Genomic DNA, 16,318 nt, shown 5'->3' with positions numbered 1-16,318 from the left:
TGGTGGGGCAAGTGGAGGGGAAGGGGGGGTAGGGGTCTACCTGGCGCGGTTGCGCGTTCAGGAGGCAGGGCGGACCTGGACAGGGCACTCCCCGTCGAGCGCGTAGATCGCGTTTCCCTCGGCGTCGCTGAGGTGGAAGCAGTTGCCGTTGGCCCACACCGTGACCGAATCGGGCCGATGGTCGACCTCGAACGGCTCGTCCGTACGCGAGGTCCCGGGCCAGGAACCGCCTCCCGCAGGCGAGTGGGTCACCACGACGCAGCTCTGCTTCGGCAGGATCGAGTGGATCTCCGCCCACGGCTCCACGGTCAGCTCGAGCGGCGCATCACCGCCGTTGCTGAGTACCAGCCGCGCTGTTCCCCCGGCGAACATGTCCACTCTCCTTGCCCTACAGGCGATCCCGGTGCGGCCGCCTTCGTGGTGGGCGCACCCGGCCTGATCCTCACACGTGCGATCAGGTGGCCAGACGGGGCGTCCGTCGCCGGGTGGCGACGGACGCCCCGCGCGGTCATGCGTTGAGGGTGAGCCCGGCAGAGAGAGCCAGGATCAGTTCCTCGGCCATGGCCTTCGGGTTCTCGAGCGGCGCGGAATGCTCGCCCTCGATGCTCCGGACCACGAACGTGCCCCTGGTCACCGTGGCCCAGCCCTCCGCCGTGCCCTCGGGCAGTACCGGGTCGGCCGTGGCCGACACCGCCGTGATCGGGATGTCCAGCGGGCCCCTGCGGTCATGACGCAGCACGAGCTGGTGCCGCTTCCACATCGTGGAGTCGTTCCGCAGGTTCTCCAGGTAGCCGCCGAAGACCTCCTCGTTGGCGAGGATCTCGTCGGGCAGCACGCCCCGGAACGACTCGACGAGGTCCTCCGGCGCCGCCGTGTCCCACAGCGTCGCCACCTCCTGGAACCGCATGAGTGGCTCCGGCGCCTCACTGAACGGCGGCAGCGCGCAGGCGACCACGAGGGACAGCTCCGGTCCGCCCGCCCTGCTGCCCATCCGGTGAGCGACCTCCCAGGCCTGCAGGGCGCCCTGGCTGTGTCCGTACAGGACGGTCGGCACGTCGAGATGGCCGGACATCTCCGCCACGACCCGGTCGACGAGGACGTTCACATCGGTCACCGGGGGCTCCCCGCTGCCTCCCTCACGGCCGGGAACCCGGATGGCGAGCAGTTCCACGTCCTCGGGGATGTACGGGATGAGCGGGACGTGCCCGGTGGTCGTGCCTCCCATCCCCGTCATGCACACGATCCGCGCCCTGGGGTTCTGCGCCGGCTTGAGCACCCGTACCAGCGGGTCCTGCGCGGCCTCGATGACGGGCTGCCGCCCGGTGAGTTCATCCACCAGATGTTCCGCGATGCCCGCGCAACCGCCGTTCTGGAACAGGACATCCGTGCCGAGCCGCAGGCCGCTTCGCCCGGCGAGCCTGGCGCGCAGGCCGACCGCCATCAGCGAGTCCATCCCCAGCTGCTGCAGGGGCTGATCCGCGGGGATCCCGGCTGTCCCGAGAGCGGCGGCGGCCTCCCTGCGGACCAGCTCGAGCACCGTACTGAGCTGTGCCTCCCGGCCCATGCCCGCAAGCCGCTCTTCGAGGCCGCTCTCCTGCTCGTGGCGCTCACCGTTCATCTCGGCGCGCGCCTCCGAGATGCCAAGGAGCAGGGGACGCCGCCCGGCGGCGCAGAACGCGGGGGTGAAGCGGGACCAGTCGATGTCAGCCACCCCCAGCGCCACCCGATCCGTTCCGAGCACCAGGTCCAGCGCCCTCAGCGCATGGTCCGGGGACGTCATCCGCAGCCCCCGCACCCGCAGTTGCTCCTCGGCCTCCTCCGTCACCATGTCCGCGTCGGTCAAGCCGCCCCAGTGCAGCACGGTGGCCGTGCGGTCGTTGGACATGCGGTGCCGGGCGAGGGCGTCCAGCGCGGCGTCGCCGGCCGCGTGGACCGTCCCGCCGCCCGCACTCCACAGACCGGCACCACTGCCCTGGAGCAGGAACGCGTCCAGTGGCCGGTCGCCGAGCAGTTCGTCCAGGTGCCAGGCGCCGGACACCATCGCGGAGAGTTCCTCCGCGGCCCGAGCACCGTCGAGCTCTGCCAGGAGCGTCGCCCCGGAGACCTCCGCGAGGTGCGCGACGACCGTCAGCGGCGGGCCGTCGGCGTCGATCCGGCCGATCAGTTCGGCGACCTGCCTCCCCTCAACGACGTCGCAGGCCGCCGTCACGACCTCCGCCCCGGCCGCCTCGAGTTCCTCGCGGCACTGTGCGGAGACCTCACCCTTGCGGGAGGCGAACATGACGCGCCGCGTCCCGTGTTCCACCAGCCAGCGGGCGAGCCGTCCGCCGAGGGCTTCCGTGCCACCGGTGATCAGGGCGGTGCCACTGGTCGTCCACCGCGGCCGTGGTGCGGGCGTGGTGCGACGCAGCCTTCGCACGTACCGGCCGTCGGCACGGATCGCGATCTGGTCCTCGTCGTCACCGGCGAGAACGGCGCGGACGAGTTGGGCGGCCCAGTCCGGGTGCGGCTGCTCGGGCAGGTCCGCCGTGCCGCCCCAGCCCTCGGGACGTTCCAGTGCCGCGACCCGGCCCAGCCCGTTGAGCAGAGCCTGCCCGGGGCGCGTGACCAGATCGGTCTCGTCCACACCGACAGCGCCCCTGGTGACCAGCCACACCGGAGTGCTCGGATGGCTTGCTCCCAGTTCCTGCAGCAGTCGTACGGTTCGGAGGAAGCCTTGCTGCGCGCCCTCCTCGTCCAGTGGCGCCAGGATGATCACACCGTGCAACGCCGCTGGCAGGGAGGCCAGTTCGGACGGATCCGTGCCGGCGCGGTGTGCGTCGGCCGCCCCGGCCTCGCACAGGGCCGTCACCAGCTCCGTGGCCGGTGACGCGGGGTCTCCGAGCACGGCCCATACTCCGCCTGTGGGGGCTGGTGTCGGTGCGTGGTCGGGCTCGGTGCGCTGCCAGGCCTCCTCGTACAGCCGGTCGGCGATCTCAGTGTGGTCGTCGCGGCCCTCGTGCCAGCGCCGGAGCAACGGCAGCAGGTCCACGACACTGTCCTTGAGCTGCCCGGAGGCGCCGAGCAGCTCGGCGAGCCCGTCCACCTCGCCCGCACCGACGGCGTCCCAGAACCGCTGGTCGGTCGTCTTGCGGCGAGCGGGTTCCTTCCAGTGGCGCTGCCGCTGGAAGGCGTAGCCGGGCAGGTCGACCATGCGGCCGTCGGGGACGGCCGCCGGCCAGTCGATGTCGACGCCGTGCGTGTGCAGGGCACCCAGCGTGCGCCGGAGCCGGTCCAGGCCGCCCTGGTCGCGTTCCATGGCCGCAAGGACCACCGCGTCCTGGTCGGCGCCGCCGTCGGCCAGCGGCATCGCCAGCACGGGATGCGGGCCGACTTCGACGAACACCGTGTACCCGTCGTCGAGCAGCCGCTGTTGTGCGAGGTCGAGCCGGACGGGTTCGCGCAGGTTGCGGCACCAGTAGGCGGCGTCGAGCTCTTCGCCCCCGGCCTGCCGCCCCAGCACCGTGGAGTACAGCGGGAGGTCGGTCGTACGGGGACGCAGCGGGGCGAGCTGGTCCCGCAGACCGGGCAGCAGCGGGTCCATCTGCGAACTGTGCGACGCACAGGCGGCGTTCAGCCTGCCGCACGGCACGTCCTGGTCGTCCCACCTGTAGAGCAGCTCGTCGACGGTCGCACGGTCTCCCGAGATGACCGTGGATCGCGGTGTGTTCACCGCGGCGATCGAGACGGCGTCCCCGTAGGGGGCGAGCGCTGCCTCCACCTCGGACACCGGGAGTTCCACCGTTGCCATCTCGCCGTCCGAGGACAGCGCGGCAAGGGCGGCGCTGCGTACGGCCACGATTCTGGCGCCCTCCTCCAGGGTGAGCGCCCCGGCGACCACGGCCGCGGGAATCTCGCCCTGGCTGTGCCCGACCACGGCCTGCGGTTCCAGGCCGAGATCCCGGATGGCCGACGCCAGGCCGAGATACATGGTGAACACCACCGGCTGGGCGACGTCCAGACGGTCCCACGCGATGCGGTCCTCGTCCTGGAGCAGTTCGAGGACCGACCAGCCGGTCCAGGGGCGCAGTGCCTCGTCGCAGCGGGCCACGGTGTCGGCGAACGCGGGACTTTCGGCGAGCAGCCCCTGGGCCATGCCCGGCCACTGCGAGCCCTGGCCGGGGAAGACGAACGCGACCTTGCCCGGCCGTGCGGTGGCCGTGGTGACCGACGTATGCGGCCGGTCACCGGCGATGGCCGTCAGTCCTTCGATGACGGTGGGCAGGTCGGACCCGGCCACCGATGCGCGTTCGGCGAAGTGCTGACGGTGCCGGGTGGTGGTCCTGGCGAGGTCGGTGAGGGGGGTGTCGGGGTGCCGGGTGAGCCACTGCGCCCATTGCCGGGCCTGATCGCGCAGGGCCTGCGGGGTCCGTCCGGAGAGCACCACCGGTGCCGCGGCCCGCGGCCGGTCCGGCTGTGCGGGCGGCTGCGGAGGCTGCTCAAGGACCAGGTGGGCGTTGGTGCCCCCGATGCCGAACGACGACACTCCCGCACATCGCCTGCCCGGCCACGCCCGCGTGTCGTCGCTGATCCGCAGGACCGCCGGGTCGAGGCCCAGTTCGGGGCTGACGCGTCGGAAGTTGACCGTGGGCACCAGCTCGCCGTGGTAGACCGACAGGGCTGCCTTGACCAGTCCCGCAAGTCCCGCGGCCACATCGGTGTGGCCGATGTTGGACTTCACCGAGCCGACCGCGCAGGGCTCGTCGCGGTCCGCGGTGAACACCGCCTGCAGGGCCTGGATCTCGATGGGATCGCCCATCGCCGTGGCCGTGCCGTGCGCCTCGACGTAGCCGATGTCGGCGGGGGAGAGTCCGGCGTCGGTGAGGGCGTCGGTGATGACGGTGGCCTGGCCGCTCACGCTGGGTGCGGTGAAGCCGACCTTGTCCGCTCCGTCGTTGTTGATGGCACTGCCGCGGACGACCGCGTAGATCCGGTCCCCGGCCTCCACCGCTTCCGACAGCCGCCGCAACACCACTGCCACCACACCATTGGCGAGGACCGTGCCCGCACCGTCGGCGTCGAAGGGCCTGCAGTGTCCGTCCGGCGAGGCCACGAAGCCTTCTTGGTACTCGTAGCCCTGTTCCAGGGGGAAGGTGAGGGCGGACGCACCGACGAGTGCCACGTCGGTTTCCCCGCGCAGCAGGCTCTGCCTGGCCAGGTGCGTGGCCACCAGTCCCGTGGAGCACGCCGTCTGCACCGTCAGCGCCGGACCACGCAGATTCAGCTTGTGCGCCAGGCGAGTCGCGAGGAAGTCGTTCATGTTCCCGATCGCCGAGCGGAAGACCTCCGAGGTGCCCTCGGGGTCCCCCTGGTCGTAGCCGCCGAAGCCGACTCCGCCGAAGACTCCGATGCGACCGGGGTGGGCGCCGGGCAGGATGCCGGCGTTCTCCAGGCCCTGCCAGGCCGTTTCGAGGAAGAGCCGGTGCTGCGGATCCATGTTCTGCGCCTCGGACGGCGAGCATCGGAAGAACTCGGCGTCGAAGAGATCGGCGTCCTCCACATAGCCCTTGGCCGGGACGAAAGCGGGGTCCTCCAGTACGTGACGAGGCACCCCGGCATCCAGCAGTTCCTGGTCGGTGAAGCGGCGGATCGATTCCACACCGTCCCGCAGGTTCTGCCAGAACTGCTCCGGGCCGTTCGCGCCCGGCAGACGCAGGGCCACGCCCACGATCGCCACCGCGTCCTCGTCGAGGCGCTCCCCGCCCGACGCCGACGCCTGGGCCTTGGTCACCGCAGGAATAACGCCCCCGCGCAGGAAATCGGTCAGCTGCCGCAGCGTGGGGTAGCGGAACAGCGTCGAGAGCGGAAACTCGCGGTCCAGGCCCGCACAGACCAACTCGTGGACCTGTAGCGCCGCCATGGACGTGCCGCCCAGTTCGAAGAATCCCCTGTCCGGATCCACCTCGGCCGGCTCCAGTCCCAGTACCTGCGACCAGGCCGAGATCACCGTCTCCCACACCTGGTCACCACCGGAGGCCCGTTCGGTGGGCTCGGGCCGAGGCGCGGGCAGAGTGGCCAGGGCCAGCCGGTCGATCTTGAGGTTCGGAGTCAGCGGCAGGCTCTCCAGCCGTACCCACCGCGAGGGCAGCATCGACACCGGCAGCCGCGCCGCCGCGTGCTCGGCCAGGACCTGCTGGTCGGCTTCTCCGGAGTAGTACACCCACAAGGCCGCCGGGCCGGCGTCCTCGCGTACCACCGCGGCGGCCTCCCGCACCCCCGCGCACCCAGCGACCACGGAGTCGATCTCACCGAGCTCGATGCGGTGTCCGGCCAGCTTCACCTGGGAGTCCGTGCGGCCGCAGTACTCCAGCGATCCGTCCTCGCGGTAGCGGACCACGTCCCCGGAGCGGTACATCCGCCCCGCACCCGCGAACGGGTCCGTCACGAACCGCTCATCCGTCAGCGCGTCCCGGTTCCAGTAACCCCGCGTGACACCACGCCCGCCGATCCACAGCTCACCGCGACAACCCCGCGGCACAGGCTGCTGGTGCCGGTCGAGAACGGCCAGCCGGGTGTTGAGCACCGGAGTTCCCAGCGAGACCGGCCCGGGCTCGACCCGCCAGCCCGTCGAATAGATCGTGGTCTCCGTGGGCCCGTACATGTTGAACACGTCGCCGCCACACGTCCGCAGCAGCCGGTTGGACAGACCGCGGTCGAGTGCTTCGCCGGCGAGCAGGAGCATCCGCAGTCCGCCGAGCAGCTCGCGGCCTCCCGCGTCAGCAAGCAGCATCCTGGCCAATGACGGCGTGCACTGCAGGTGGGTCGGTCCGTACTGCCGGTATCCGGCCCAGCCGCCGAGTTCTCCGTTCGCGATGACCACGCGGTAGCCCCTGGTCAAGGTCCACAGCAGTTCGAGGCCTGAGGTGTCGAAGGACATGCTGGTCACGGCGAGCCAGGTGTCGCCGGAGCCTCCGCCGACCCGCTCGTCCATGGCACGACAGAAGTTGGCGAACTGTGCGTGCTCGACCACGACGCCCTTCGGGGTGCCCGTCGAGCCCGAGGTGTAGATGACGAAGGCGGGGTCGGACGCTTCCGGCGGGACCGGCAGAGCGCCGTCCGGCTCCCCGTGCTCCCCGGCCTCGGTGATCTCCCCGACGGACAGCACCCGCAGCCCGTCCGCCAAGGCGTCCGCGAGGGAGCCGTCCGAGATCACCACGCGGAGCCCGCTGTCGGACACCACGTGGTCCAGCCGCGCCTTCGGATAGGCAGGGTCCAGGGGAACGTAGGCGGCCCCGGCCATCCAGATGGCGAGCATCGCCACCGGCAGATCGACCGTACGGAGAAGACAGAGGCCGACCAGATCTCCTCGGGTCACGCCCAGTTCCGCGAGCTGCCGGGCGAGCGTCCGGGCTCGCGCGGACGCCTCCCGGTAGGTCAGTTCACCTCCGTCCGACACCACAGCCACCGCGTCGGGTGTGCGGACCGCCTGAGCCAGGATCAGCTCGTACGCACTCTCCCCGACGGGCTCGGCCGCGACGTGGCCGCCGTGCTCGGCGAGCCAGCGGCGTTCCGCGCCGCAGAGCAGTTCCGCCTCCCGGACGGGACGGGCCGGATCGGCGGCCAGCGACGCCAGCAGGGTCTCGAAGTTGGCCACCATGCGGTGGGCCGCGTCCTGGTCGAGCACATGTGACTGGAACTCCAGCTCCCCGCGCAGCACGTCACCGTCGGCGCTCAGCGTGAGGCCGAGCTCGAACTTCGACGCACCTCGTACGTTGCCGGACACGCTTCCCGTGGTGGGGAGCCGCCAGGCCGCCTCGCCCGTTCCGATCGAGGGGAAGGCTGTGCCGGCGTAGTTGAACACCGCCCGGAACAGCGGGTTCTCCTCACCGGTCCGGTCACCGCCGGCGAGGCGCACGACCTCGGTCAGCGGGACGCTCTGGTGCTCGAACACCCCTCGTACGCGGGTGTGCGTGCGGGCGAGGACGTCCTCGAAGGACACCGTCCCGGTCAGGTCGCAGCGCAGCGGCAGGGTGTTCGCCAGGAACCCGAAGGTCTCCGCGACCTGCGGCAGCTCCCTCGCCGACCAGATCGTGCCGATGCCGAAGTCGTACTGATCGGTGTAGCGGGCGAGCAGCACCGCGAAGGCACTGACGTACACGGTGTATCCGGTCACGGAGTTGCGCGTGGCCAGCTCGTCCAGAGCGGCCCGGAGCTCCGCGGGCACGGTGAAGTGCACGGCATCGCCCTGGGCGCCCTCCGCATCGTCCTGCGCATCGGCCCGCTCGGGGAGTTCCAGGCGCGGCGTCCCTTCCAGCTCGGATTCGAAGTACTGGAGAGAACGCGCGAAGGCGCCCTCCTCGATGGACCGCTTCTCCCAGCGCGCGTAATCACCGAGGTGGTACCGGACCTCCGCGAGCGCGGGCGTCTCCTGCCCGGCGAGGACCCGGTACGTCTCGTACAGCTCACTTAGGAACAGGGACATCGACCAGCCGTCGGTGATGGCGTGGTGCAGAGTGAAGCACATGGTCCACTTCTCGCCGGAGTCCACCAGCAGGCAGCGGAACAGGGCCTCGGCGTCCAGCTCGAACGGGATCTGTTCCTCCGTGCGCAGCAGCCGGTCGAGCTCATCGGTGTCGGTGACCTGCTCGTGCCGCAGCGGAACGGTGAACTCCTGATGCACCGCCTGAACCAGCTCGCCGTCACGGAGCTCCAGCCCGGTACGCAGCGCCTCGTGACGTTCCATCACCGAGCGCAGTGCCAGGCCGAACGTCTCCGGACTCAGCGGACGCTCCACCTCTAGCCGGAGCACGGCGTTGTACTGCGCGGAGTTCGGACTCATCCGCTCCAGGAACCACAGCCTGCGCTGGCCCTCGGTCGCCGGATGGACGTCGCGCCGCTCGGTACGTTCCATCGACAGGCCAGGAGTCGGCAGCTCGGAGAAGGCGTGGGCCAGCAGATAGTCCACGACCCCTTGAGGCGTGGGGTGTTCGAAGGCGAGCGTGGACGGCAGCGGAGTGCCGGTCACCTCGCTGAGCCGGTTGCGCAGCTGCAGGGCCATCATCGAATCCAGCCCGAGGTCCTGGAACCGTCCGTCCACGGGCATGGGCTCACCGAGCCCGAGAACGCCGTTGACCACGTCCTGCACGGCCTCCAGCACGGCGAGGGCACGGTCCGAGGCGGGCAGTGCCGCCAGGCGGGCCGCCAGGTCCGCCGGGGGTGCCTCGCGCTCCTGCCGGGGACGTGATCCGCCGTCGATCCAGTAGCTCTGCCGCTGGAAGGCGTAGCCGGGCAGGTCGACCAGGCGGCCGGGCCCGTCGACGACCCGTGTCCAGTCCACCGCGTGGCCGCGGACGTGCAACTCGCCGAGGCCGCGCACGATCTGCTCGAGCCCGCCGTGATCCCGGCGCAGGCTGCCAAGGACCACTCCGCCGCTGTCGGCGGTGAAGGTGGTCAGCGGGATGGCGAGCAGCGGATGCGGGCTGATCTCGGTGAACACGCCGAAGCCGGCGGAACGCAGCGCGTCGAGTGCCAGGTCCATGCGCACCGGCTCCCGCAGGTTGCGGCACCAGTAGCGGGCGTCCAGGACCTCTCCGCCGATCGGCTCCCCGGTCACCGACGAGTACATCGCCACCGTCGTCGCGCGGGGGCGCAGTCCGCTCAGCGCCGCTTCCACCTCGGGCAGCATCGGGTCGACCAGGCTGCAGTGCCCGGCCCGGTCCACCTTGATCCGACGGGAGAACACGTCACGATCGGCCAGCCCCGCGAGCAGGTCGTCCACCGCGTCCGCCGCGCCGGCCACCGCCACCGAACCGGGGGTGTTCACCGCGGCGACCGACAGCGATCCGCCGTACGGGGCGAGCAGTTCCTCCACCTCGGCCAGCGGCAGCCCCAGCAGGGCCATCCCGCCCGAGCCGCTCTCGATGCGCTGGAACGCCTGGCTGCGGACGGCGACCACCTGGGCGCCCTCCTCCAGGGTCAGCGCTCCGGAGACCACGGCCGCGGGGATCTCGCCCTGGCTGTGCCCGACCACGGCCTCCGGTTCCAGACCGAGGGACCGCCACACCGCCGCGAGGCCGAGTGCGACCGCGAACAGCGCGGGCTGGGTCACCTCGACGTCGTCCAGGCTCAGCGCGCTCGCCCCGGGGTTCTCCAGCAGTTCGAGGACCGACCAGCCGGTCCAGGGGCGCAGTGCCTCGTCGCAGCGGGCGACCGCCCCGGCGAAGGCCGGGCTCTCGGTGAGCAGCCGCTGTGCCATGCCCGGCCACTGCGAACCGTGGCCGGCGAAGACGAACACGACCTTGCCGCGCTCCTGGGCCACCCCGGTGCACACCGCGTCGTCGCCGCGTCCGTCCGCGAGCGCCGTCAGCCCGCGTACCACCTCGTCCAGGTCATGGGCGAGGACGGCGGCACGGTGATCGAAGTGCTGGCGGTGCCGGGTGGTGGTCCGGGCGAGGTCGGTGAGGGTGGTGTCGGGGTGCTGGGTGAGCCAGTCGGCCCACTGCCGGGCCTGGTCCCTGAGCGCCTGCGAGGTCCGTCCCGAGACGACCACGGGTGCCGCGGCCTGTGCCGGAGCGGGCTGTGCGGGCGGCTGCGGAGGCTGTTCCAGGACCATGTGGGCGTTGGTGCCTCCGATGCCGAACGCCGACACTCCGGCGCGTCGGGCACCCGGCCAGGCTCGCGTGTCGTCGCTGATCCGCAGGACCTCCGGGTCGAGGCCCAGTTCCGGGTTGATCCGCCGGAAGTTGACCGTGGGCACCAGCTCGCCGTGGTAGACGCAGAGTGCTGCCTTGACCAGTCCTGCCAGACCCGCGGCCACGTCGGTGTGGCCGAGGTTGGACTTCACGGAGCCGACCGCGCAGGGCTCGTCGCGGTCTGCGGTGAACACCTCCTGCAGGGCCTGGATCTCGATGTGGTCGCCCATGGCGGTGGCCGTGCCGTGGGCTTCCACGTAGCCGATGTCGGCGGGGGAGAGTCCGGCGTCGGTGAGGGCGTCGGTGATGACGGTGGCCTGGCCGCTCACGCTGGGTGCGGTGAAGCCGACCTTGTCCGACCCGTCGTTGTTGATGGCGCTGCCGCGGACGACCGCGTAGATGCGGTCTCCGGCCTCCACCGCGTCCGACAGCCGCCGCATCACGACGGCCACCACACCGTTGCCCACCACGGTGCCCTGGCGGTCGGCGTCGAACGCGCGGCACGAGCCGTCCGGCGAGAAGACGAAGCCTTCCTGGTGGAAGTAGCCGTACTCCAGGGGGAAGGTGAGGGCGGAGGCGCCGACGAGTGCCACGTCGCTCTCCCCGCGCAGCAGGCTCTGCCTGGCCAGATGCGCGACCACCAGACCCGTGGAGCAGGCCGTCTGCACCGTCAGCGCCGGACCTCGCAGATTCAGCTTGTGCGCCACCCTCGTGGACACGAAGTCGGACTTGTTCCCGAGGAGATTGCGGTAGAACTCATGGAGTTCGGTGATCTCGTCGCCGCGCACGCTTCCGCTGTTGTAGCCGCCGAATCCGGCACCGGCGAAGACTCCGATGCGGCCGGGGTGATCGCCGGGCAGGATGCCGGCGTTCTCCAGTCCCTGCCAGGCCGTTTCCAGGAACAGCCGGTGCTGCGGATCCATGTTCTCCGCCTCGGACCGCGAGTAGCCGAAGAACTCGGCGTCGAAGAGATCGGCGTCCTCCACATAGCCCTTGGCCGGGACGAAGCCGGGATCGTCCAGTACGTGCTGGGGCACTCCGGCCTCCAGCATTTCCTGGTCGGTGAAGCGGCGGATCGATTCCACACCGTCCCGCAGGTTCTGCCAGAACTGCTCCGGGCCGTTCGCGCCCGGCAGACGCAGGGCCAGGCCCACGATCGCCACCGCGTCCTCGTCGAGGCGCTCCCTGCCCGACGCCGTCTCCGGGGCCGGCGCCGCAGTCACCGCAGGAGTAACGTCCCCGCGCAGGAAATCGGTCAGCTGCCGCACCGTGGAGTGGCGGAACAGCGTCGAGAGCGGAAACTCGCAGTCCAGTCCGGCGCGGACCAACTCGTGGACCCGCACCGCCGTCAACGACGTGCCGCCCAGATCGAAGAACCCGCTGTCCGGATCCACCTCGGCCGACTCCAGCTCCAGTACCTGCGACCAGGCCGAGACCACCGTCTCCCACACCTGGTCACCATCGGTAGCCGTATCTGCGGGCTCAGGCTGAGGCTGCGGCGCGGGCAGCGCGGCCGGCTCCGGCATCACGCCGTCGCCGTGCCGCCTGAACCAGCCTTCTTCCTCGCCGTGGAGCAAGGACAACCGGCTGACCGGCAGACCGCCGTCCCGGACGAAGGAGTTCAGCAGGGTCTCGAAGTTCGCGACCATGCGCTGCGCGGCTGCCTCGTCCAGTACGTGTGACTGGAACTCCAGCTCCCCGCGCAGCCCCTTCGCAGCAGGCGCAAGGCTCATGGTCAGCTCGAACTTGGCGGTCCCCGCGACGTTACCGGTGAAGAACCCGGCGAACGGCTGCCATGTGTCGTCGTCGGCCGGCTCCGCACCCAGGCCGTAGTTGAACACCGCCCGGAACAACGGGTTCTCCTCCCCGTTGCGTTCGGCGTCGACGACCTTGACCACCTCGGACAGGGGCACGTTCTGGTGTTCCATCACGCCGAGCACGCGGGACTTCATCGCCGACAGCAGACCGGGGACGTCCGGGTCGGCGGAGAGATCACAGCGCAACGGCAGGGTGTTGGCGAGGAAACCGACGATCTCCGCCGACCCGGGCAGTCCACGCCCGGACCACACCGTGCCGATGCTGAAGTCGCGCTGGTCGCTGTACCGGGAGAGCAGCACCGCGAAGGCGCCGGCCAGCACCGTGTACAGCGTGACCCCGGCCTCGGAGGCGAGGGCCTCCAGGTCCCCCCGAAGCGCGTCGGGCACCGCGAATCCGACCTTGCCCGCACCGGAGTCCGGGCCGCTCGGGGGCAGTTCCAGACGCGGGGCCCCGGCGAGTGCGTCCCGGAAGAAGCCCAGTCCCGCCTCGAAGGCTCCCTGTTCGAGGGAGGCCCGCTCCCAGACCGCGTAGTCACCGAGATGCATGATCGACTCGCTCCCGCTGTCGGGAACGACGCCCGCGCGGAACTCCCCGTACGCGGCGAACAGCTCATGCAGCATCATGACCAGCGACCAGGCGTCGATGACCGCGTGGTGCAGAGTGAAGCAGACCACCTGCTCGTCCGCGCCGGTCAGCACCAGGCAGCGGAACAGCACGGGGCCGGACAGGTCGAACGGCGTCTCGGCCTCGCCCCGGATCCGGTCGGCCAGCTCCTCGGCACCGGCCACCTCCTCGAAGCGCAGCGGAGTGCCGAACTCCTCGTACACCACCTGGACCAGCTCACCGTCGCGGCTCTCCAGGCCCGTGCGCAGTGCCTCGTGCCGCCGCACCACGAACTCGACGGCGGAGGCGAACGCATCGCGGTCCAACGGGTCGGCGACCCGGACCGGCATCGTCACGTTGTACTCGGCCGTGCCGGGACGCATCTGCTCCAGGAACCACAGCCTGCGCTGGCCCTCGGTCGCCGGATGAATCCCGCGGTGCTCCACGCGTTCCACCCGCCGGGCACGTTTCGGGTCCGCACCCCGATCTCGTACGCAGCCGTTGAGGTACTCGGCGAGACCGACGGGCGTCGGGTGGTCGAAGACCGCCGCCGCGGGCAGGGACAGTCCGGTCTCGACGGCCAGCCTCCGACGCAGTTCCACCGCCACCAGGGAATCCAGACCGAGGTCGGTGAACTTCGCGTCGGAGGGAATCTCGGCGGAAGTGCCCAACGCCACCGCCGCCTCGCGCCGTACGAGGTCGGTCAGTGCGCGAAGTCGCTGCGATTCCGGCAGTTCGGACCAACCGGTGCCGACGCTGTCCGTACGCGTGTCCGCCAGCCGCCGCATCCGGGTCCTGCCGCGCAGCAGCGGCGAGCGCCCGTCCTTCGCCCCGGACAGATCAAGCCGAAGGGGCACGAGATGCGCGCGCCGACTGGTCAGCGCGGTGTCCAGAGCCCCCAGCGCCTGCGCTCCGGTCAGCGCGGTCACTCCCTGCCTGCGCATCCTTGCCAGTTCTGCCTGGCCGAGGTGTGCCGTAAGACCCGCACCGGCCTGCTCCCACAGCCCCCAGGACAGGCTCAGTCCCACAAGTCCCTGCCGGCGCCGCTCGATCACGACCGCGTCCGCGAACGCGTTCGCCGCCGCATAGGCACTCTGCCCAGCGCTTCCGAGTACACCGGCGGCGGACGAGAACACCACGAACCACGTCAGCGGACGGTCCGCGGTCAGCTCGTGCAGCCACCATGCCGCGCGTGCCTTCGGCGCCCAGACCCGTTCCAGACGCTCCGGCGTCTGGTCCGCGAGCAGCCCGTCGTCGAGTACGCCCGCCAGATGCCATACGCCGCTGAGATCCGTGACGGAGTCCACGAGTCCGGCCACCTGGTCGCGGCGGGTGACGTCGCAGGCCACCACGCGCACACTGTCGGCCCCGGCGGCGGTCAGCTCGGCGACCAGCTCGTCGCAACCGTCCGCCGCGTCGCCCCGGCGGGAAGCCAGTACGAGCTTGCGCACTCCCCAGGTGCTCACCAGATGCAGGGCGACCTGCCGCCCCAGTTCACCGGTACCGCCTGTGATCAGCACCGTGCCCTCGGATCGTTCCGCATCACGGGTGCCGACGGCGGACATCGCGCCACTCTCCGCGGGCGCCGCCTCGGCCGGGGAGAACCGGACCAGCCGAGGAATCCGCACCGTGGCGCCACGGACCACCAACTCCGGCTCGGGGATGGTCAGCGACGCCCGCACCTTGTCCGGATCGGCGGCACCGTCCACGTCCACCAGCCGCACCGGATGTCCCTCGGCGCGCGCCGCGCGCAGCAGACCCCACAGGGGCGCCGATGCCAGGTCGACGGTCTCGCCCTCGTCCACGGACAGCGCCCGACGGGTCACCCAGACCAGTTCGGTGTCCGCCAGCCGTGGATCGGCCAGCAGGTCACGCGCACGGATCAGCGCCGCCGCGGTGCATTCCTCCGGGGTACCGGAGGGTTGCGTGGCATCCACCACGATGCGGGAAGGAACCGGTCCGGTCCCTGTGTCCAGGTCCAGCGTGGGCAGTTCGAGCACGGCCGCGAGGGGGCCACCGGTGACCCTGGTGTCCGCCGGCGCGGCAGCGGGCGACAGGCACTCCTGGAACTCCAGCCGGTACAGGTGCTGTTCCGCCGCCGTCCGCAGCCCTTCCGCGCTCGCCTCCCGGAGACGAAGGCTCGCGGTGACGACCAGGTCCCCGCTCTCGTCCGTCACCCACAGCTCGGCCTGCTCGCGCGTGCTGTCCAGGCGCACGCGTACTCGTACGACCGACGCGCCGGTCGCGTACAGCCGGGCGTCGTTCCACTCGAACGGCAGCAGGACCCGCTTTCCGCGCTTCGGACCGGCGTCACCGCCCTGAGCGGAGTCGCGGTGGTGGGTGATCGCGTCGTCGGCTTCTTCAGCGGTGAGGATCGAGTGGAGCGCGGCATCCAGGAGAGCCGGGTGGATCCCGAAGCCCTCGGGCCGCAGGCTCTCCGGAAGACGAAGGACCGCGTAGAGCTCGTCGCCCTGTCGCCACAGGTCGCTGAGGCCCTGGAACGCGGGGCCGTAATCGAGACCGCGCTCGCGGAAGCGCTCGTAGAAACCGTCCAGGGACATGTGTTCCGCGGACTCGACCACTGCCGCCCAGTCGACGGACTCAGGATCGCGCGTGGATACGTCGTGCGTGAGTTGGGCGATGGCGTGGGTGACCCAGGGGATGTCAGGGTGGGTGTCGGGGTCGGGGTGGGTGTGGACGGTGACTTGGCGGTGTCCGTTGCCGTCGATGTCGCTGACGGCGATCTGAATCCGCAGCGGCCCGGTTTCGGGGAGGACGAGGGGGGCGGTCAGGGTGAGGGTGTTGATCCCGGTGGCGTCCACGCGTTCGGCGGCGGTGAGGACCATGTCCAGGATTCCGGTGCCGGGCAGCAACGCGGTGCCGAATACGCGGTGGTCGCCCAGCCAGCCCTGCGCGCCGTCGGTGGCGTCGATCGTCCCGGTGAGGATCAGTCCGTCGCCGGAGGCCAGGGGCGTCGACAGCGTGAGCCACGGGTGGTCCACCCCGTCCACGCCCCGACCCGCGGCATCCACCGGAGTGGTGGTGCGGGTGGCGAGCGAGTAGCGCCGACGGTCAAAGGCATAGGTGGGCAACTCGCTTGCCACCGAGGCCCGGGGAACCAGCTCGTGCCACGGCCATGTGTCTGCGTGGGTGAGTCCGGCGTGGACCCATGCGGAGAGTACGTCGGTGGTGTCGGCGTGGTTGCGGTGGGCGGTGGCGACGGTGGT

General features: G+C 71.0%; 2 protein-coding genes. Both read right to left on the bottom strand.

The genetic code is table 11. The features are described from left to right. Window positions 1-57: 57 nt before the first annotated feature. Window positions 58-372: a hypothetical protein gene (locus AB0E78_RS39050; protein WP_361843593.1), complete on the bottom strand. Its 315-nt coding sequence runs from the start codon at window positions 370-372 to the stop codon at window positions 58-60. 136 nt (window positions 373-508) lie between these two features. After that, a complete protein-coding gene (locus AB0E78_RS39045; protein WP_361843590.1) occupies window positions 509-16,195 on the bottom strand; it encodes an amino acid adenylation domain-containing protein in 15,687 nt (5,228 codons plus the stop codon). Window positions 16,196-16,318 lie beyond the last annotated feature (123 nt).

It is taken from the genome of Streptomyces sp. NPDC032198 (genome assembly GCF_040636975.1).
Lineage (GTDB): Bacteria > Actinomycetota > Actinomycetes > Streptomycetales > Streptomycetaceae > Streptomyces.
This window is presented reverse-complemented; position numbering and strand designations above follow the sequence as displayed.

Excerpts from the sequence above, each read along its gene's own strand:
- AB0E78_RS39050 (WP_361843593.1), bottom strand. The coding sequence starts at position 372 with ATGTTCGCCGGGGGAACAGCGCGGCTGGTACTCAGCAACGGCGGTGAT.